At 42.3% G+C, this 19564-nt stretch carries 18 protein-coding genes; 15 read left to right on the forward strand and 3 right to left on the reverse strand.

Annotated features, from left to right (window positions below; genetic code table 11):
• Nucleotides 1–16 precede the first annotated feature (16 nt).
• A complete protein-coding gene (locus A4V09_RS20200) occupies nt 17–1771 on the forward strand; it encodes a cobaltochelatase CobT-related protein (RefSeq protein ID WP_065543898.1) in 1755 nt (584 codons plus the stop codon).
• 131 nt (nt 1772–1902) lie between these two features.
• Here A4V09_RS20200 and A4V09_RS20205 read toward each other — a convergent pair whose 3' ends face one another.
• On the reverse strand, nt 1903–2301 hold the full coding sequence (locus A4V09_RS20205; RefSeq protein WP_084043696.1) for a hypothetical protein: 399 nt from the start codon (nt 2299–2301) through the stop codon (nt 1903–1905).
• A 32-nt stretch (nt 2302–2333) separates the two neighbouring features.
• The gene (locus A4V09_RS20210) at nt 2334–2690 is read right to left on the reverse strand and encodes an MGMT family protein (protein WP_065543900.1); all 357 of its coding nucleotides are present in this window, start codon (nt 2688–2690) and stop codon (nt 2334–2336) included.
• Between the two features lie 460 nt (nt 2691–3150).
• Between A4V09_RS20210 and A4V09_RS20215 the strand changes: the two genes are divergently transcribed.
• The 4 genes from A4V09_RS20215 to A4V09_RS20230 are packed head-to-tail and all read left to right on the forward strand — an operon-like array spanning nt 3151 to nt 8077.
• On the forward strand, nt 3151–4113 hold the full coding sequence (locus tag A4V09_RS20215; protein WP_065543901.1) for an ABC transporter ATP-binding protein: 963 nt from the start codon (nt 3151–3153) through the stop codon (nt 4111–4113).
• Nucleotides 4097–4960: an ABC transporter permease gene (locus A4V09_RS20220; RefSeq protein ID WP_065543902.1), complete on the forward strand. Its 864-nt coding sequence runs from the start codon at nt 4097–4099 to the stop codon at nt 4958–4960. The genes A4V09_RS20215 and A4V09_RS20220 overlap by 17 nt, the downstream gene beginning before the upstream one ends.
• 33 nt (nt 4961–4993) lie before the next feature.
• Entirely contained in the window at nt 4994–6493 is a 1500-nt protein-coding gene (locus A4V09_RS20225; protein ID WP_242963875.1) for a GldG family protein, read from the forward strand.
• Nucleotides 6494–8077, forward strand: a complete 1584-nt coding sequence (locus tag A4V09_RS20230) for a DUF4340 domain-containing protein (protein ID WP_065543903.1) — start codon at nt 6494–6496, stop codon at nt 8075–8077.
• Nucleotides 8078–8218: 141 nt separating this feature from the next.
• On the opposite strand, the gene A4V09_RS20235 is transcribed toward A4V09_RS20230, so the two are convergent.
• On the reverse strand, nt 8219–9175 hold the full coding sequence (locus tag A4V09_RS20235) for an alpha/beta fold hydrolase (RefSeq protein ID WP_065543904.1): 957 nt from the start codon (nt 9173–9175) through the stop codon (nt 8219–8221).
• A 570-nt stretch (nt 9176–9745) separates the two neighbouring features.
• Here A4V09_RS20235 and A4V09_RS20245 point away from each other — a divergent pair.
• The 10 genes from A4V09_RS20245 to A4V09_RS20285 all read left to right on the forward strand — a co-directional run bounded on the left by A4V09_RS20245 (nt 9746) and on the right by A4V09_RS20285 (nt 19453).
• Nucleotides 9746–10522: a ParA family protein gene (locus A4V09_RS20245; protein ID WP_065543906.1), complete on the forward strand. Its 777-nt coding sequence runs from the start codon at nt 9746–9748 to the stop codon at nt 10520–10522.
• On the forward strand, nt 10513–11436 hold the full coding sequence (locus A4V09_RS20250; protein ID WP_065543907.1) for a ParB/RepB/Spo0J family partition protein: 924 nt from the start codon (nt 10513–10515) through the stop codon (nt 11434–11436). Before A4V09_RS20245 ends, A4V09_RS20250 begins: the two co-directional genes overlap by 10 nt.
• 54 nt (nt 11437–11490) lie before the next feature.
• Nucleotides 11491–12018, forward strand: a complete 528-nt coding sequence (locus A4V09_RS20255) for a DUF4446 family protein (protein ID WP_065543908.1) — start codon at nt 11491–11493, stop codon at nt 12016–12018.
• 87 nt (nt 12019–12105) lie between these two features.
• Nucleotides 12106–13383, forward strand: coding sequence for a serine--tRNA ligase (serS, locus tag A4V09_RS20260; protein ID WP_065543909.1), 1278 nt, complete (start codon nt 12106–12108; stop codon nt 13381–13383).
• A gap of 50 nt (nt 13384–13433) precedes the next feature.
• Complete coding sequence (locus A4V09_RS20265; protein ID WP_065543910.1) at nt 13434–14309, forward strand: DUF3881 family protein; 876 nt, start codon at nt 13434–13436, stop codon at nt 14307–14309.
• A gap of 202 nt (nt 14310–14511) precedes the next feature.
• A complete protein-coding gene (locus A4V09_RS25810) occupies nt 14512–14634 on the forward strand; it encodes a hypothetical protein (protein ID WP_274537178.1) in 123 nt (40 codons plus the stop codon).
• Complete coding sequence (locus A4V09_RS20270) at nt 14631–15482, forward strand: sensor domain-containing diguanylate cyclase (protein ID WP_065543911.1); 852 nt, start codon at nt 14631–14633, stop codon at nt 15480–15482. The genes A4V09_RS25810 and A4V09_RS20270 overlap by 4 nt, the downstream gene beginning before the upstream one ends.
• 82 nt (nt 15483–15564) lie before the next feature.
• The gene (locus A4V09_RS20275; protein ID WP_065543912.1) at nt 15565–17334 is read left to right on the forward strand and encodes a sensor histidine kinase; all 1770 of its coding nucleotides are present in this window, start codon (nt 15565–15567) and stop codon (nt 17332–17334) included.
• Complete coding sequence (locus A4V09_RS20280; RefSeq protein ID WP_065543913.1) at nt 17306–18025, forward strand: response regulator transcription factor; 720 nt, start codon at nt 17306–17308, stop codon at nt 18023–18025. Before A4V09_RS20275 ends, A4V09_RS20280 begins: the two co-directional genes overlap by 29 nt.
• A gap of 105 nt (nt 18026–18130) precedes the next feature.
• Entirely contained in the window at nt 18131–19453 is a 1323-nt protein-coding gene (locus A4V09_RS20285; RefSeq protein ID WP_065543914.1) for an ABC transporter substrate-binding protein, read from the forward strand.
• Nucleotides 19454–19564: the final 111 nt, after the last annotated feature.

The raw sequence follows: 19564 nt of genomic DNA on the forward strand, positions 1-19564 counted from the left end.
AAAGGAGATGTACTTTATGGAAAATGAAGATAGATGGGAAGCAGAGGCAAACCGTCTGGATATCCAGAACAGAATCAGGAACCTGATGTGGACGGTCAGCCAGGACTATGAACTGGATATTGAGGTGGACCAGGAGGCCTGGCAGAAATCAAAATACATTGCCTTTTATGATGCTGTCCGGGAAGGGGGATTTGCCCGGTATTTCAACGTGGAAGAGTATGAGGCTTACATAACAAAAAGAGTGTATGCGGGATGGGAGCCGTCTGTACTTCTGGCGTTGGGAAGGCTGTGTATAGACTGTGCTGTATATAAGAAGCTGGAAAAAGAGCGGCGCGGTGTGGTCTCCATACGGAGAAGAGCCATGAGGGATACGCTGGAAATGGACAGCATGAGGCTTACACATACGGATTGGGGCTATGTGGAGGCTTGCTATCTGCGGTTTATGCTGGATGGGACAGAGGCGGATGAGAGGAATCAGGGATTGATCGGCCTTATAGGTACACTGGAAGATGCAGAGTGTACTTCACAGATCACGGATTGCCTCAGCGCGGTATATGAAAGGGCATACGCAAAGGGATTTACGAAAAAGTTTAAAGGGCTTAGCCAGGAGCTTATGGATTCCGGGGAAGAGAATAAAGAGTATACGGATAAAGAATATCTGGAGGAGGAATCTGAGGAGAGCCATGATGAACATAAGGTAAATCTTTTTACGGATGAACTCATGGAGGAGGAAGATTTGGTGAGCCGGCACAAGGCAAATGTGATCGTGCTGGATGAGGAATCGTCCTCCCGGATGGAAGAGTATGTGGAACGTAATTATGGAAAGAGTTATCTTGCCGCACAGGAACAGAAGCATCAGAACAGCCAGCTATGCAGAGGAAATCATGAGGACAGCCGGCTGCATTTCACAGACGGTCTTCTGCATGGGTGGGTGCAGGAGAGCGCTAAAGCGGAGTATGTAAAAAAGGTCAGGGATGAAAATCTTAAAGTGCTGGATCTGAACCAGATGGTGACCAGACAAAATGTACAAATGTTGGCAAATACACTGAAGCGGGCGCTTCTAACCAGGAATGAAAAGGAAGCAGTGTCCAGTGAGTATGGCAATATTTGTGCGCGAAAGCTGTGGAATCTGGGGCGTACAGACAACAGAAGGCTGTTTGAGCGGGAGATCATACGGGATAACACGGATTTTGTGGTGGAGGTGTTAATTGATGCCAGCGGCTCCCAGCAGGGCAGACAGGCTCTTGTGGCGCTCCAGGGGTATATTATCAGTGAGGCACTGAGTATTGTCAGGATTCCCCAGAGGGTTATGGGGTTTTGTACGTTTGGGGATTTTACCATCATGCAGCGGTTCAGGGATTATGAGGATGACAGGGCTGCAAATGAGAGGATCTTTGAGTTTTACGGGTCTGCCAATAACCGGGACGGGCTGGCTGTGCGGGCGGCAGCAGATAGTCTGGAGAAACGCAAGGAAGAGAATAAGATATTGATCGTGCTCAGTGACGGACGTCCAAATGATGTGATCGCGGGAAGTCTGCGGGATAGGAAGAAAGAGGCCTATTGCACGGAGTTTGCCGTGAGGGATACCGCTACGGAGGTCCGGAAACTGAGGAATAAGAGGATTGCGGTGCTTGGAGTTTTTGCGGGGGAGGAAGAGGATCTGCAGGCGGAGAAGAAGATATTTGGGAAGGATTTTGCTTATATACGGGATATTAGTAATTTTGCTAATGTGGTGGGGAGGTATTTGAAAAGGCAGTTGCTGGATGTGTAAAAGGGGGCGGGTCTTCCTTACGCCCCTGGGGGCTGTGGCTGCGGGAGGTTGTGTGGTGCTGCGGGTGGGTGGAGGCGGGTATGGGGAGAGGGATTGCTGCGGGGAGGTGTTGGGTAGTTAGGGGGGATGTGTTAGTGGGTGGTTAGGGGGTTGGTTTCTAGGAAGGCTTGGGTGGTGGTGATGTTTTCGGTTAGGACGGCGTGATAGACGTCCATGCTGGTGTATTTATCGTAGTGGTAGAGACCTTTGGTTAGGAGGTCTTTTTTTATTGTTGTGATTGCGGTTTTTAGGGAGGGATTTTGGTGGCAGCGGGTGGTTATGGAGTCGCAGTAGGCCTGGGCTTTGGTGATGGTTTCCCGGTCGAAGAACCAGAGGTCAAAGTTCCAGAGTTCGTCCATGAGGATGTCCAGGTTGTTGCAGACCATCATGTCCATGCGGTAGCTGCCGATCGGGTGGGGCCCACCGTAGGTTCCCAGCTCTTTGTAAAGTCCGGTTTTGTAAAGGATTCCGTCGGCTTTTTTTCTTGTCATGTTTGTCTCTATTGGTATGAGGTCGTGCAGGTTTAAAGGTTGTGGGCGGCAAAGTAGGTGCGGAAGCGTATGGCGTCGTCCAGGGTGTGGCGCCAGGCGTATTTTTTTAGGTCAATGGTGTGCTCTGGGGTTACAGGGATGCCTTCTTTTTTTAGGAGGGATTCCTGGGTGTCTGGGTATGTGAAGGAGGCTGAACCTGAGAGGTAACCTTTGTGGTTGACTATGCGGTGGGCAGGTATGTCCGGGGATTTGATTTTTTTGTTGAGGGCATAACCTACCTGGCGGGAATGGGAGGGCATGCCGCATAATAGGGCAATCTGTCCGTAGGTGGCGGCTCTGCCCCGGGGGATTTGTTTACATACATATTCTACTCTTTTGTAAAAGTCCATGGTGTACCTTTCCTTGGGGATAGCTTTGTTTTTTTTGAGCATACGATAATTTGGGGGAAATGTCAATGAGGGAGGATGGCATCCTGTAGTGGCGGATCCGGGTAAATGAGAAGAGAATGGGGTGTTATAGGAAACTTGCCGGAGGGACGGAAATTATGGAATTTTGTATAAATGTGTGAGATTATGGTATTTGGATGAAAAAGGTCTGGTAATGTTTCACAGAAAAATCACAGTCTTACCTAATTTTTATCACAATTAATAATTAAAATTAGAAAGTCATAAGTAACGATTCAGTAAGCCGGTGCATTTACTATGCTGTCTGTAAGAAAGTAAAAATATCCCGCAGCAAGCATGATACCATGGCAGAAAGTGAACTCCTATGGAGTTTTGCAGGTAATTGTGAAGGTGCTGAATTGTTATTATAAGAATATGGAAGCAAAAAATTAAAGGAGGGAACATTTTGATCGAAGTTAGGAATCTGGTGAAGAAGTACGGAAATCATGTGGCTGTAGACCATCTGGATTTTACTGTGGAGAAAGGTAAGATTTATGGATTTCTGGGGCCGAATGGAGCGGGAAAATCCACTACCATGAACATGATCACAGGTTATATTGCGTCCACAGAGGGAGATATTCTGATTGACGGGCACAATATTCTGGAGGAACCGGAAAAGGCTAAAAAGTGTATTGGTTATCTGCCTGAACTGCCGCCTTTATATCAGGATATGACGGTTATGGAGTACCTGAAATTCGTTGCGGAGCTGAAATCCATTCCAATAGCAGAGATAGGAAAGAACATAGCAGAAGTTATGTCAACTACAAAGCTGGATGAAATGAAAAACAGGCTGATAAAAAACCTGTCAAAGGGGTACAAGCAGAGAGTTGGTCTGGCGCAGGCTCTTTTGGGATATCCGGAAATTATAATTTTGGATGAACCTACCGTGGGTCTTGACCCTAAGCAGATCATTGAGATCAGGGATTTGATCAAAAGTTTGGGTGAAAAACATACCGTGATCCTCAGTTCTCATATCCTATCAGAGGTTAGCGCTGTATGTGACTATGTGCTGATCATTGATCATGGCAGACTGGTTGCCAGTGATTCACCGGAAAATCTAAGTAAAGTTATGACGGGTGCAAACTCTCTGGAACTTACGGTAAAGGGACCTGAGGAGGACATCAGAAAGGCATTGGATGTTGTAGATAATATTGAAGAGCTTATTTATCATGAATCTGTGGTAAATGGTGCCTGTGACTTTACTGTCAAAATAGCAGGGGACCAGGATGTGAGGGAAAATATCTTCTTTGCTTTGGCAGAAGTAAAGTATCCTATCTTAAAGATGCAGTCAACGAATATGACACTTGAAGAGGTATTCTTAAAACTGACGGATAGCGGGGAGGAAAAAGAAGATGCTGGCAATCTATAAAAAAGAAGTGAAGAGTTATCTTACGTCCATGGTTGGTTATGTGTTCATGGCATTTATATTATTAATATTAGGAATTTATTTCACTGCATATAACTTAAACTATGCAACACCTGATTTTGGAGCTACTTTAAGTTCAGCCACGTTTATATTTCTGATCATCACACCGGTTCTGACCATGAAAATACTGGCGGAAGAAAAGAAAAATAAGACCGACCAGCTTTTGTTTACTTCTCCGGTAGCGGTTTGGAAAATCGTGCTGGGAAAGTATCTGGGTATGATAACGATCTATGTTATCCCTGTTATCATCGCCGCTTGTTATCCTCTTATCATGGGTAAATACGGTACGGTGTCTTACCCTATGGCCTACACGGCTGTTATTGGTTTTTTCTTCCTTGGCTGTGCCAATATTGCAGTAGGGCTTTTCCTGTCCTCTGTTACAGAGAGCCAGGTGATCGCAGCGGTTTTGACTTTTGGTGTTCTTTTCTGCAGCTATGTAATGAATGGCATTGAGTCCTTCTTTTCACAGACCGCGGTGAGCTCCATGCTGGCATTTGTGGTGATTGCACTTGTGATTGCATTTATTGTATATCAGATGACAAGGGATGCGGTTCTCACTGGAGTAGTAGGTGTTATTCTGGTAGGGATCACGCTGGTCCTGTATTTTGTAAAATCATCACTTTTTGAGGGCGCTATTCAAAAGCTATTGGATTTATTTGCAATTGCAAATCATTTTGATAACTTTGTAGGCGGTATACTGGATGTGACAGGAATCGTATATATGCTTTCCATAATATGCATTTTTGTATTTCTGACAATTCAATCCATACAAAAACGGCGTTGGAGCTGATTTTGGAGGTCGATGAAAGGAGAAAATGCAGATATGAAAGAATCAAAAAGTAATATTAGTAAGAAAAAAATTGATATTAAGAAGATTATTAGTAATAGTAAAGAAAACAGACGAAAAAACAAGAAAAATCTGAGGCATGGAACGTACAGTATGGGAGTTGTTGCGGTTTTCGTGGCAATTTTAGTAGTAGTGAATTTGTTGATCCAGGAACTACCCTCAAAATTCAGGGAAATAGATTTAAGTACACAGAAAATGTACAGTATCGGCGATCAGACAAAAAAGCTGTTAAAGAATCTGGATAAGGATGTCACCCTATATTATATAGCACAGAGCGGTTCTGAGAGCAGCGATATAGAAAAACTGCTGGAGCGCTACGAGGAAAGCAGTGACCATGTAAAAGTAGAAAAAAAAGACCCCGCTGTCAATCCTAAATTTACTTCCCAGTACACCACAGAGGGGGTAAACAACAACAGTGTAATTGTGGTTTCCGGTGATAAAAACAAAGTGGTGGATTACAACTCTATGTATGAAACATCTGTAAATTATCAGACATATTCCAGTGAGGTGACCGGCTTTGATGGGGAAGGACAGCTCACCAGCGCGATCAATTATGTAACATCAGATAATATGCCTGTAATGTATACCTTAGAAGGTCATGATGAGTCATCAATGAGTGATTCTTTAAAGGATATGATACAAAAAGCAAATATTGATATCCAATCTTTGAATCTGCTTACAATGGATACCGTTCCAGAAGATGCGGACTGTCTGTTTATATTTGCGCCGGCAAAAGATATTTCAGAGGACGAGGCACAAAAAATCATATCCTATCTTGAAAATGGTGGCAAAGCATTGATTGTATCCAATTATACAGGGGATGAGATGCCGAATTTTGCCTCAGTTTTGGAAAATTACGGCGTGAAAACCGTGGATGGTATCATACTGGAATCCGATACTAATCACTATATCTCTCAAAACCCGTCATATTTACTTCCGAATATAGAAAGTAATGAGATCACCTCTAATCTTTCTTCCGGAAGCCGTTATATTCTCATGCCTTTGGCCCAGGGAATTGAGACGGTGGACAATTATAGAGATAGTTTGACCATACAAAACATTTTAACCACATCAGACAGTGCATACAGCAAAGTAAATGTGGAAAATATGCAAACCATGGAGAAAGAAAGTGGAGACATTGATGGGCCTTTTAATGTTGGTGTAGCGATCAGCGAGGATTTGGATGATGATAAACAAACCCAGATTGTATACTATTCCTCAGAGGCACTCTTTAATGATAGTATGGACGCAATGGTATCAGGTGCAAACTTTGAACTGGTTTCCGCCTCCGTCAACTGGATGTGCGCAAACGAAGAGGGAAGCGCAATTTCTATTCCGAGCAAGAGCTTAGATACCACTACTTTGACCATACCTGCAGCGGATGCCAGCTTCTGGAGCATATTTGTTATGGCAATAGTACCTGCATTTCTAGTGATCTTAGGCGGTGGAATCTGGATGAAGAGGAGAAAACAGTAAATGAAGAAAAAAAATACAGCACTAATTGCAGGCATAGTAGTATTGGCATTGCTGCTGGTGTTTTATATAGTTCTTCATAACAGCAGCAAAGAGGATAGTAAGGATACGGAGAAATCAACAGAGACAGCGTTTGAAACTGATGTAAATGATCTCAGCCAAGCAATATTTAAAACTGGCGACGCAGATTATACATTTACAAAAACAGACGACATCTGGAAGTATGATGCAGATAATAACTTTCCTCTGGATCAGTCGGCATTTGAAGAGATCATAAACAAATTTGAAAAAATAGCGGCTGACAGAATCCTGAAAGAACCAGAAGATATAGCCGAATACGGTTTAGACAGCCCTGCGGTCACTGTGAATCTCAAAGATAAAGATGGAAATGAGCAAACGCTTCAGTTTGGAGATACAAACTCCGTAACAAGCAGCAGCTATATGACGGTAAATGAAGATAATAAAAAAGTTTATATGGTGTCATCTACTATTGTCACAGCTTTGCAGTTCAATATTAGTGATTTAGCAGAAAAAGAGGCTTTTCCAACTATATCAAATATCACAGGTGTATCTATTGAGAAAGATAGCCAGACATTCACTGTGACTAAAGACAGCAGTTCCAGTACGGGATGGGCTGTAACAAATTGGGATGGAACGAAGAAAGATGCGGGAAGTTCCCAGGTTTCTGAGTTTACCAATCCAATAACAAGTATGTCCTGGTCAGAATTTATAACTCAAAACACCGATGATTTAAGCCAGTATGGGCTGGATGATCCAACAGTCATGAATATAAATTATCAAGTTACAGAGACTAAATCTTCTGACGATGCTGAAAAAAATAGCACTGATACAGACTTTGACAATGAAACGGGAGAGGATAGTGCCAACACTGACTTAAACAGTGATTCGGAAAATGATACGGATACAGAAGAAAAAATAACAGTTGATAAACAGGAAACATTGTTAATAGGAAGTCAAAAAGATGATGGCAGTTATTATGCAAAACTTCAAAGCCAGTCAGGCGTTTACACATTAAGTTCTTCTACTGTTGAAGCCTTTTTAAATGCGCAGGTAAATCAATTTCTAAGTACCTATGTCTCAGATTATATATTTGCTGATTTAGATAAAGTTACTATAGAAAAAGACGAAAATACTTATGAATTTACTAAAAAAACAGAAGAACAGCCGGTAGAAGATGACGGTAAAGAAGATAGCAAAGATAACAATAAAGATGATAAGGAGGATACCGATTCAGAAGACAAAGAAACCACTACGGTTACAACCTATTATATGAATGGAAACGAAATAGAATTAGAGGATTTCTCTCAGTTCTACAGTTTGATTAGCAGCATGGAATGCCAAGAGTGGTTAGACACAGTGCCGGACACAGAAAGCACACCCGAAATGAAAGTTCACTTCTTCAAAGAAAATGGTGTTGATGTTGCAGTTGAGTATTACGCATATGATTCTAGTTTTTATCTTGTAAAAGACAGCAAAGGAAATGCATCTCTGGTAAATAAAATGAAAGTAAAAGAGCTGACAGAAGCTTTTGACGCGTTTTTAGAAAAACAAAATAAAGAATCATGATCAACATCAATAAATCAAGTACAGTAACTTATCCATAAAATAATAGAAATTAAACTTTATCAGTTTTCTATTATTATAAATAAAAGGGAGAACTGCGATATCTATATCACAGTTCTCCCTTTTATGTTTCACGTGAAACATTTAATCAAGAAATATACTTAATTGTTCCATAAGTTTATCCGGCGTTTCCATATGTGGCAGATGTTTCGCACCTTTTAGGCTGATTGCTTCAATAGCAGGATTACATTCGGTATACTGGCTGATAACATCCTTACCTTCTCTTTCAGCCTCCCCCTCAATAATAAAAATACTCTGGTCAATGGCTCTCAAAGCATGGTTAATATTATTGTTGGTATACCTGCCAATCATACTGGACAACAAGTACCTGGAACTACTCATACCCTTATGAGCAGCTTCATAGTAAGTGTCCAGCCACTCTGCTGTCATATTAAAAGGATTATACAAATACTGCTCAGTAAATAACAATTGAATATTACTCTGACAAGTGATCATATTATAAACTAATGTTCCAAACACAGGTACTTCCAGTAAAAACTTATACAATTTACTCTTTTTATCAGGAATCTTATTCAAAGCATTCAAAGACGGTGGATTGATCATCACGATTTTGCCAAACAAATCCGTCTCATTATGACAAGCCATCAAAGCAAAAGAACCGGAATATCCACTAGCTATCACATCTGTCCGCTCATGAATGACATTCTTTATAAAGTCAGATATAAGCTGCACATACAAATAATTTGTATAAGTTATTCTCTGTTTATCTGATCGCCCGCATCCCAGAAGATCAATCGTATAAACCGTATGGTTTTCAGCCAACTTATCCACTATCCGATTCCATTCATAAGCTGAGCTATAGACAGTCAAATCATGCACCAACAAAACCGGTGATCCGGAACCGATTTTCTTATAATATATCTTCCCGAATCTCCAATTATAATAATTGTTAGCTGTGGACTTCAACATTTCCTTCAATACAGCCGTTCCAAATATAAGGCGATTAATCACATAAATAATACCCGTAGCAATAGAAAAAAGTATACTAGCCGTGATTATTTTATGCCTGGATTTCTTCATAAAACGGTCCACCTCCCTAGAAATAATATACTAATATTATAAAACATTAAAGGCAATTATACAAGTTTAAAATAATAGCAACTCTTCATAACCCTGACAGCTATAATCAATAATCTATCAATAACACATCAGTTACTCATCAATAGCTTTTTAAAATGTATTCCCAGAAGTATGAAAAAAATTACATGGTCGGCCTACTAAGCAAAAAATCTACTAATTGTCCATAACTAAAGTAACTACTCAACATTTTTACAATTACGAATAAAACCTCATAAAAAAACCTATATCTAATAATAAAAATGAAACATAGATTGGTATCCTCAAACTGAAACATAAATTTTTTGCTAAATGTTTCACGTGAAACATTCCCCACGCCCTCCACCTCCTTCTTCACCGTCCGCCCTTCTATTTTATCCATATACAATATAACCAATAAATTCCCAATAAAAAAATGTTTCACGTGAAACATTCTTGTAGAAATACTCCTGAATTAATGCTATAATAAACACGTATATCACAATCAAAAAATATCAAAAACTTTTCCACACAGATGAAAAGAGGAGAGTATAATTGGGAAGAATTATAGCTATAGCAAACCAAAAAGGCGGCGTAGGCAAATCCACAACAGCCATTAATCTTTCCGTCTGCCTGGCAGAAATGAGCCAAAAAGTCCTCATTATAGATATCGACCCTCAGGGAAACACCACAAGCGGTGTTGGCGTAGAAAAAGAAAACTTAGACGCCACATTATACGAACTGCTTCTTGGGGACTGCGATTTATCTGACTGCCTGATTGAAAACGTATTTGAAAACCTATCAATCATCCCGTCCAATGTAAACCTGGCCGGAGCAGAGATTGAACTGGTAGGAGTAGAAGACAGAGAATTTTTATTAAAAAAACATATTGACAGCATAAAAGACAAGTATGATTTCATCATTATGGATTGCCCTCCATCACTTAACATTTTGACGATCAATGCAATGACAACCGCAGATTCCGTTCTAGTGCCCATTCAGTGCGAGTACTATGCTCTGGAAGGACTTACACAGCTCATCCATACCATAGAGTTAGTGCAGGAACGTTTAAATCCTTCACTTGTTATTGAAGGCGTAGTGTTTACCATGTATGATGCAAGGACAAATCTTTCCCTGCAGGTGGTAGAAAATGTAAAAAGCAATCTGAACCAATCAATCTATAAAACAATCATACCGAGAAATGTGCGGCTTGCTGAGGCACCCAGTTATGGACTGCCAATTACAATGTACGATAAAAGATCTGTAGGAGCAGAGAGCTACAAGCTTCTTGCAGAGGAAGTTTTACATAAGGGGGATGAAGAATGGCAGTAAGAAAAGGTGGACTTGGAAAAGGACTTGATTCCATGATTCCGGATACCAGTGCTAAGGTCAAAAAGAAAAGCCCTGCCCCGGCACCTGCTGAGAATACAAAGGAAGTTGACATAAAGGATGAAAGATCTGTACAGCTCATTAAAATGTCAATGATAGAACCAAACAGGGAACAGCCCAGGAAACAGTTCGGAGAAGATGCTTTGTTGGAGCTGGCAGAGTCAATAAAACAGTTTGGAATTTTACAGCCTCTTCTTGTACAGAAAAAAGGCGATTACTATGAAATTATTGCCGGTGAACGTAGATGGAGAGCATCAAAATTGGCAGGCGTCAAAGAAGTTCCTGTTATCATCAAAGAGTTTTCAGATCAAGAGGCAGTAGAAATCTCGCTTATTGAGAATATCCAGAGGGAGGATTTAAACCCGATCGAGGAGGCAGTGGCCTACAAGCGTCTCATGGAGGAATTTCATCTGAAACAGGATGCCATTGCAGAGAGAGTATCTAAAAGCCGTACTGCAGTGACCAATTCCATGCGTCTTTTAAAGCTGGACGAGCGTGTGCAGCAGATGCTCATTGACGAGATGATCACAACAGGACATGCCAGGGCGCTTCTGGCAATAGAGGATGCCGAAATTCAGGTTGTAGCAGCAACCAAAGTATTCGATGAAAAATTAAGTGTCAGGGAAACGGAAAAACTGGTAAAAGAAATCCTGAATCCCGTGCCGGAAAAACCGGAAAAGCCTGTGGACGAAGCGCAGAATCTGGTTTATCAGAACCTGGAGGAAAAAATAAAACAAATTATTGGTTCAAAGGTAGCAATACACCGGAAGAACAATGATAAGGGGAAAATAGAAATAGAATATTACTCCAAGGATGAACTGGAACGTATTGTGGAACTACTGGAAACAATCAGGTAACTGCAAGAATGAACAGTTATACGATTAGAAAAATAAGGGAGTTGTGAACAACAGATGAGTAGTTTATTAGAAAGTCTTCAGTCTCACTCCGGAATATTGATGGTTTTACTGCTGATAGTAGTGATCATACTGCTGATCTGTGTATTTAACCTTTCATTGGGACTGAACCGGCTAAACAGAAAATATTCGCTGTTCATGAAGGGAAAGGATGGACAATCCCTTGAACGGCTGTTTAAAAGAAAATTTGATTTAATTGAAAAACTGGTACGCTCCACAGATAATAACGGGGAGGAAATTGAGAAAATATGGAAAGTCATGGACAAGTCCCTGAACAAATACGGCATTGTAAAATATGATGCCTTTGAGGATATGGGAGGAAAACTTAGTTTTGTACTTGCCATGCTTGATAAAAATAATACTGGTTTTCTGTTGAATGCCATACATAGCAGAGAAAATTGCTTTCTCTATATTAAAGAGATAGTAAATGGGGAATCCTATGTAGTATTGAGTGATGAAGAGGTAGAGGCATTGAGACAGGCTGTAAACTTCGGTATTTTGCAGGAAACTGAATTAGAAGATTAATAAAGAGCATAATTGTAACTATGAGGATAGGACCCGTTACAATTTATCTTATGTAAACAAACTTGTGAGACCAAAAGGAGAACTGAGATGTTAGACATTAAATTTTTAAGAGAAAACCCGGATCTTGTAAAACAAAATATTAAAAATAAGTTCCAGGACAATAAATTACAACTGGTGGACGAAGTGGTAGAACTGGACAAAAGAAACCGTGATATCAAAAAGGAAGTTGAGGCTTTAAGAGCTGAAAGAAATAGAATTTCCAAAATGATTGGCGGCCTGATGAAGGAAGGAAAGAAAGAGGAAGCAGAGGAAGTAAAAAAGAAAGTCACAGCCAATGCTGAGACTGTAGAGCGTCTTTCCAATGAGGAGAGAGAAGTAGAAGAAAAAATCAAAACCATTATGATGACCATTCCCAATATTATTGACCCCACTGTGCCCATTGGGAAAGATGATACGGAAAATGTTGAGGTCCGGAAGTACGGCGAACCGGTGGTCCCTGATTTCGAGATTCCATATCACGCGGAGATCATGGAGAGCTTCAGCGGTCTTGATCTGGACAGCGCCAGAAAAGTGGCTGGAAATGGATTTTATTATTTAATGGGCGATATTGCAAGGCTGCACTCTGCTGTTATATCTTATGCCAGGGATTTTATGATCAACAGAGGCTTTACCTACTGTGTCCCCCCATTTATGATTCGCAGCGATGTGGTCACAGGTGTTATGAGTTTTGCAGAGATGGATGCCATGATGTATAAAATTGAGGGTGAAGACCTCTATCTGATAGGAACCAGTGAGCATTCTATGATCGGTAAATTTATAGACACCATCATACCGGAGGAAGAACTGCCAAAGACTCTGACCAGTTATTCCCCATGCTTCAGAAAAGAAAAAGGAGCACACGGACTGGAAGAGCGCGGTGTGTACCGAATCCACCAGTTTGAGAAGCAGGAGATGATCGTTGTCTGCAAACCAGAGGAGAGCAAAGCGTGGTTTGAAAAATTATGGCAGAATACCGTAGATTTATTCCGTTCCCTGGATATACCAGTGCGTACACTGGAATGCTGCTCCGGAGATTTAGCTGATCTGAAGGTGAAATCCGTAGATGTGGAGGCGTGGTCCCCGAGACAGAAAAAATATTTTGAGGTGGGAAGCTGCTCCAATTTGGGGGATGCCCAGGCCAGAAGATTAAAAATCCGTATAAATGGGAAAGATGGCAAGTATTTGGCGCATACCTTGAATAATACAGTTGTCGCTCCACCCAGAATGCTTATCGCATTTTTGGAAAATAATCTCCAGGCAGATGGTTCTGTAAGGATTCCGGAAGCTCTGAGACCTTATATGGGCGGGATGACAGAGATTAAATAAATATTATGTAAACAAAATTATGTAAACCTTAACCAGACGGAGGTATTTATTTGCACAGTTATTTGAAATCCATTGGGTTTTCCGGGATAAACGGAAAAAAAGAGGTGGACCGGATTCTTAATGATGTAATTTTACATTATGATGAGAAGACAGTGGTAGAAGACAGAAAAAATCATCTGTTTGCGGAAATCTCTAAAACCTATGGCTGTGATTTTGGGATAACGGTCTGCGGAGAATATGATGAGAATAATGAATTTCAAATGGAATATTATTTTCCGTATTTCCGCGGCACCGGGATTACTACCCAGGAGGATGTGGTAATCGAAAAACATGCAGGAAAAGAATCTTACGCAGGTGCCTGTGATGACGTGAGAATTGGAGTTACCATTATATTTTATCTGCAGAATGCAGGGGAATACCTCACAGAGAGAAGCCATGGGAATTACTCCAGAGGCTCCTATGCCATAACCCTTGCGGCCCTGGCTAAGGAGGGAAAGATTCTTCTCCCTGTCACAAAGGATGAGAAGCAGGAAAAAGAAGATAAAGAAAATACCATTAACCGCAACCGCATGATAGCGGCAGCCCGGAATGGGGATGAGGATGCCATGGAAAATCTGACCATGGAGGATATTGATATTTATTCCATGATTTCTGGGAGAATCCCCAATGAAGATGTGTACTCTATTGTAGATACATACTTTATGCCCTACGGGATGGAATGTGATCTGTATAATGTCATGGGTGAAATCCTGGACTGTTCCAGAGTAAGAAACGTTATGACAAATGAAGAAGTATATGAGCTTAGAATTTCCTGCAATGATTTAGAGATTGATGTGTGTATCAGCACCAATGATTTGATGGGGGAGCCTGAGGTGGGACGCCGTTTTAAAGGTGTTATCTGGCTCCAGGGAAGCATTCATTTCTAAAACAGAAAGAGTGAAAGGTATCGGACGATGTCCGGTACCTTTTTTGTAAATACTTTCAGGCCCGTGCTGTGTATGACTGAGAACAATATGACCCGCAGTGATTGGTGGAATTGCATAAATAGGAATCAAACACATTGACGTTTATGTGCATTCAGCACTATAATGGAGATATTAACGGTGCAGGAGACGCGTTGGAGGTCTTATGGAGAAGCTATCGGGAAATGAAAACAGTAAGATATATATTATAGATGGTGATTACAGGATTGTCAGCTACAATGAGGACTCCTGCGCTGCCCACAGGCAGTCTTACCCGGATGTTTGGTGATATGGCAGAACAAACGATTCACCCGGAAGGACACCTCCCGTCTGATCAGAAATTTTCCGTACTGTTTTCTGGATAAAGCACGTGTTCCGGAAGAATACAGGGATTATTTCATAAATGCCATCAAAGAACTGTGCAGCACTGCATCTGACACAGGTGTGGAGTGTGTGTTTCCGCTGATAAAGGCAGATGGGGAAGTCATGTGGATCAAGGCGGCAGGTGAATCCATCTGTGATATTGAGGGCATTCCCATAAAAGCAGTGGGGTACTACCTGGATGTAACAGAACAGAAGAACCAGGAGCTGCGTCTTATTAAGATTGCCCAGGTGGATGCCCTGACAGGGCTGTTTAACCGCCAGACAGCAATACCGCGGATCAAGAGATACCTGGCAGAAATGGAGGACAGGGAAGAATCCGCAGCCATCATTATGTTTGACCTGGACAACTTTAAACTGGCCAATGATGTGTTCGGCCATGCATACGGAGATGAGATGATTTCCCGGAATGCCGGGAAACTGAAAGGATTTTTCAGAAGTGATGATATCTTGTGCCGTATAGGAGGCGATGAATTCCTTATATTTTGTAAGCGCATCAAGGATAAGGATGTACACGTAAGGCTTCAAAAAGTGGTGAAAAGTATGATAACGGTCCGAAGTGACGGGGAGCACGAGATTGTATTTTCTGTGTCAGCAGGTTATGTTATGATACCGGAACAGGGCAGGGAGTTTGATGAACTTTACAGAAAGGCTGATATTGCGCTTTTCAATGCGAAAATGAATGGAAAGGGTTCCTTCAGAAAATTTGAAAGTAACATGAAGGAAATCAGATATGAGCTGGCAAAAGACAAGTAGTCTTTGCTGAATGACAGGTATCGTTTATGGTACCTGTCATTTCTGATTCATAAAAGGATAGGAGCACTGATTGGAGGAGACGATGAAAAGAGAGAAGGGGAAAGTTCTTGGAAAGGCAAGAATCTCTGTAAAGCTGGCATTTTTGTATATGGCATTGCTTTTGGTATCATGGAGTATTATATTTTTTATATTTTACCGGGTCAGTGACAAAAATGCCATGGATTCCGCCAGGGCGCTTTCAGCTCAGACCTTGAATACAGTCAGCAAAAATATTTCAACCCTCATAGATAACACGGCGTATTATTCCAGGATCATATTGTCCAGCAGCGACATTACGAAGGCGCTGGAGATGAAGGATGAAAAAATGCAGAAGGAAAGCCTGCATCAGTTTACCTCACTTGTGGATACAGAGACGCATATCAATGGTATTTATATGTGGGATATGGAAAGCCACGGCTGCAGTATTGATAAAAACCATGTGAGAACACTGCGCACGGAAGAGATCAGAAAGACAAACTGGTATGAGGAGGTCAGGGAACTGGCGGGGTCCTACTGCTTAATATTAAATGCGGACCGGGTCCTGACACAGAGCAGGGCGGAGACCACAGTGTCCCTTATCCGGGTGATCAACAATCCTACCGATTACAGGCCTGTGGGGATTTTGATGATAAATATGGATTTAAATGCTTTTACGGACAGCTACAGCGGTCTGGATGAAAAAAGCGTGCCTGTTATATATGTTCTGGACGATACGGGAAAGATTGTCACATCACAGGCAGAGATGCCCCTGCCTAAGGTAAAAGAGTCACTGAAAAGCCATAAGAACAGCAGCAGATTGTATCTGGCGCAGCAGGATATAGACTATATAAGCTGGAAGGTGCTGGCAGGGGTGCAGATAGAAAATGGATTGGAGCAGTCAGGGATCGGCGGGATCATCTTTGCTATGGCTATGATATTTCTGGCTTTGTTTTGCGGCACCGGTTACTTTATCATGAAGCGTTATGTGGCAGACCCTCTGGAGGAGATGGCAGGCTCGATGAACCGCATGAGCGGAAGAAAGTTTGAAAAAATCAGGGTTCATGAAAACTGGCACCGGTCTTTTGGAGAGATGGAGATCCTGGAAAGCACTTATAACAAGATGGTGGATGAGATCGACGCCCTGATCGGGAAAGTCTATGAGGAGGAAAAAATAAAGAGAAAGGCAGAGCTGAATGCACTGCAGGAACAGATGAAACCGCATTTTCTCTATAATACCATTGACGCCATGAGCTATCTTGCACTGAGCGGAAAAAATGAGGAGGTATATGATGCTCTTGAGGCTTTTGGCAGTTATTACAGGATACTGCTGAGTAAGGGAAGAGAAATGATCTCTGTGAAGGAGGAGGCAGAGATGGTAAAAGACTATCTGGAACTGCAGAAGCTAAGGTATGGGGACTCCCTGCATTATGTGCTTAATGTAGAACCGGAGATACAGGGGACATTTATTTTAAAGATGGTGCTGCAGCCCCTGGTGGAAAATTCTGTAAACCATGGAATACGCCATAAGGAAACTCCAGGTGTGGTGTATGTGGAGGGGGTGGAGGAAGGCGGGTACCTGAAATTTACGGTTGAGGATGACGGTGTAGGCATGGAGAAAGACAAAATAAGGGAACTGAACAGAGAGAATATAAGCACAAACGAAAAAAGTTTTGGCCTGAGGGGTACCATAGAGCGAATGCGGATCTTTTACGGATCAGATATTGATTATACCATCAATAGTAAAAAGGGAAGAGGGACGACCATTGTGCTGCGGGTGCCGGTTTGCTATGAAGGAGATGAGGGACATGATCAAAGTAATGCTTGTGGAGGATGAAGTGGGTACCAGAAATCTGCTCAGGATCATTGTGAACTGGGAAGAGTTTCATATGAAGATCGTGGGTGAGGCACAAAACGGCAGGGAGGCGCTGTTTCGTATGCAGGAGGAGATGCCGGACCTGGTAGTTACGGATATTAAAATGCCTATCATGGATGGGATCGCCCTGGCGGAGGAGATAATGGAAAAGTATCCTGCAGTAAAGGTGATCATTGTCACCGCGTATGATGATTTCAAATATGCGCAGAAGGCCCTTCGCGCCGGTGCAGTGGATTTTATCCTGAAGCCTTTAAAGCGTCAGGAGGTGAAGGATGCGCTTCTCCGGGTGGGCAGGCAGATCGAGACCGTGGAGGAGGGCGCAAAGGATGTCATTGACCAGATACGGGATTACATGGAGGAGAATTACGCGCAGAGCAGCCTGTCGCTTTCCAAGGTGGCGGAGAAGTATTATTTAAATTCCAGTTATCTGAGCCGTACATTCAGAAAAAAGACGGGGGTACCGTTTGTGGAATATTTAAATAAGATCCGGATCAAACACGCCTGTGATTATCTCAAGTCAGGCAATTGGAAGGTGTATGAGATCGCGGAGAAGGTGGGGATTCCGAATCCGGACTATTTTGGCCGGTGTTTTCGGAAATATATGGGAATATCAGTTAATGATTATAAAAAAAGTAAAATATGTGAGGATTGATGTAAAAATACTGTGTTCAAAGTGATGGGGGGTATCCTCTATACTATAACTGTAGCAAGAGAAAAGGAATAGAAAGCTATAGTAAGTATAAGGGAGGAAAAGAGAATGAGAAGAAAAACGGCTATGTTTTTATGTGCAAGTATGGCAATAGGTCTGCTGGCAGGCTGCGGCGGGGGTGCAGGGGGAAACACACCGTCAGAGAGCAAAGAGGATAAGAGTACAGAGTCCTCAGACAAGGAGTCAGGGGAAAAAGTGAAACTGACGTTTTGGAAATCTCCCCATTCAGACCGTGAGGATGACATATGGGCAGGCATGATCGAGGACTTCAACAAAGAAAATCCCCATATTGAGGTAGAGTTTCTGAATGTGGCATGGGATTCCGTGGTTGAGAAAGAGACAGCAGCATTTTCAGCAGGAAGCGGCCCGGACATCAGTTTTCAGACAGAACAGTTCCCGCTGTATGCCAAGAATGGATATCTTCTTTCCTTGGATGATTATGCGGAGGATGAGAAATTGGCCGGTTATCCGGAATCAGCCCTGGAGTATTGTTCCCAGGATGGAAAATTGATGGGCATACCCTTTGTGGCATTGAATTCTGTCATGTTTTATAACAAAGATATGTTTGAGGAGGCAGGCATCACCCAGGTGCCCACGACCTGGGAGGAACTGAGAGAGACAGCTAAAAAGCTTACGCAGGATAAGGACGGCAATGGTGAGACTGACCAGTGGGGCATGATGTTTGAGATGGATGATTACTGGCAGCCGCTTAGTTATATTATTCAGGCCGGAGCGGATATGTGGAATAAAAACCTGACAAATATCGGATTTAATAATGACCAGGGAGTAGAGGGATTAACTTTCTTTGACCAGCTTTACCATGAGGACCAGGTGGTTCTGCCTCTTGAAAAATATACTAACAGGGATGAGGAGCGGGCATATTTCTATAACGGAGAGGTAGCCATGTTCCCGCAGCAGATCCACTATACCAACATCATCAAGGAGGCGTCGGACATTAATCTTGGCGCATTTGCTCTTCCGCAGGGTCCGGCCGGTGATGAGGAACACGCCAAGTGGAATTTTGCCAATATAGGAATGCTGTCAATCTCCAGCCAGACAAAATATCCGGATGAGGCATGGAAGTTTGTTGAGTTTATCACCAGACCGGAAGTTGAGAAAATATATCTTTCTGAAGTGGGGTTCTTCTCCCCGCAGCTTGCCACCAATGACATGATGTATGAGGGGGATGAGATCATGGCTGTAGCAGCGGAGGGAATCAAGAAATTACAGGTAAGCCCCGCTTCTGATTATGCCAATGCAATGCTTCAGAACCTGAAGATCATGTATGAAAATGTTGCGAGGGGTGAGAAATCACCTGCAGACGCCGTCCAGTCCATGTATGACTCTATGAAGGCGATCAGCGGAGAATAAGCGGTAAGGGCTGTAAAGCAGTCCGTGAAAGGCCGGATAAAAAAGGGGCTTTTGCAGTGGGGATGTATCTGCATTGCAAAAGTCCTTTGGTCATTTAGGAGGATGGTGTAT

The organism is Blautia pseudococcoides, from assembly GCF_001689125.2.
In the GTDB taxonomy this organism is placed as follows: domain Bacteria; phylum Bacillota; class Clostridia; order Lachnospirales; family Lachnospiraceae; genus Blautia; species Blautia pseudococcoides.

Excerpts from the sequence above, each read along its gene's own strand:
- A4V09_RS20200 (WP_065543898.1), top strand. The coding sequence starts at position 17 with ATGGAAAATGAAGATAGATGGGAAGCAGAGGCAAACCGTCTGGATATC.
- A4V09_RS20205 (WP_084043696.1), bottom strand. The coding sequence starts at position 2,301 with ATGACAAGAAAAAAAGCCGACGGAATCCTTTACAAAACCGGACTTTAC.
- A4V09_RS20210 (WP_065543900.1), bottom strand. The coding sequence starts at position 2,690 with ATGGACTTTTACAAAAGAGTAGAATATGTATGTAAACAAATCCCCCGG.
- A4V09_RS20220 (WP_065543902.1), top strand. The coding sequence starts at position 4,097 with ATGCTGGCAATCTATAAAAAAGAAGTGAAGAGTTATCTTACGTCCATG.
- A4V09_RS20225 (WP_242963875.1), top strand. The coding sequence starts at position 4,994 with ATGAAAGAATCAAAAAGTAATATTAGTAAGAAAAAAATTGATATTAAG.
- A4V09_RS20230 (WP_065543903.1), top strand. The coding sequence starts at position 6,494 with ATGAAGAAAAAAAATACAGCACTAATTGCAGGCATAGTAGTATTGGCA.
- A4V09_RS20235 (WP_065543904.1), bottom strand. The coding sequence starts at position 9,175 with ATGAAGAAATCCAGGCATAAAATAATCACGGCTAGTATACTTTTTTCT.
- A4V09_RS20250 (WP_065543907.1), top strand. The coding sequence starts at position 10,513 with ATGGCAGTAAGAAAAGGTGGACTTGGAAAAGGACTTGATTCCATGATT.
- A4V09_RS20255 (WP_065543908.1), top strand. The coding sequence starts at position 11,491 with ATGAGTAGTTTATTAGAAAGTCTTCAGTCTCACTCCGGAATATTGATG.
- serS (WP_065543909.1), top strand. The coding sequence starts at position 12,106 with ATGTTAGACATTAAATTTTTAAGAGAAAACCCGGATCTTGTAAAACAA.
- A4V09_RS25810 (WP_274537178.1), top strand. The coding sequence starts at position 14,512 with ATGGAGAAGCTATCGGGAAATGAAAACAGTAAGATATATATTATAGAT.
- A4V09_RS20275 (WP_065543912.1), top strand. The coding sequence starts at position 15,565 with ATGAAAAGAGAGAAGGGGAAAGTTCTTGGAAAGGCAAGAATCTCTGTA.
- A4V09_RS20280 (WP_065543913.1), top strand. The coding sequence starts at position 17,306 with ATGATCAAAGTAATGCTTGTGGAGGATGAAGTGGGTACCAGAAATCTG.
- A4V09_RS20285 (WP_065543914.1), top strand. The coding sequence starts at position 18,131 with ATGAGAAGAAAAACGGCTATGTTTTTATGTGCAAGTATGGCAATAGGT.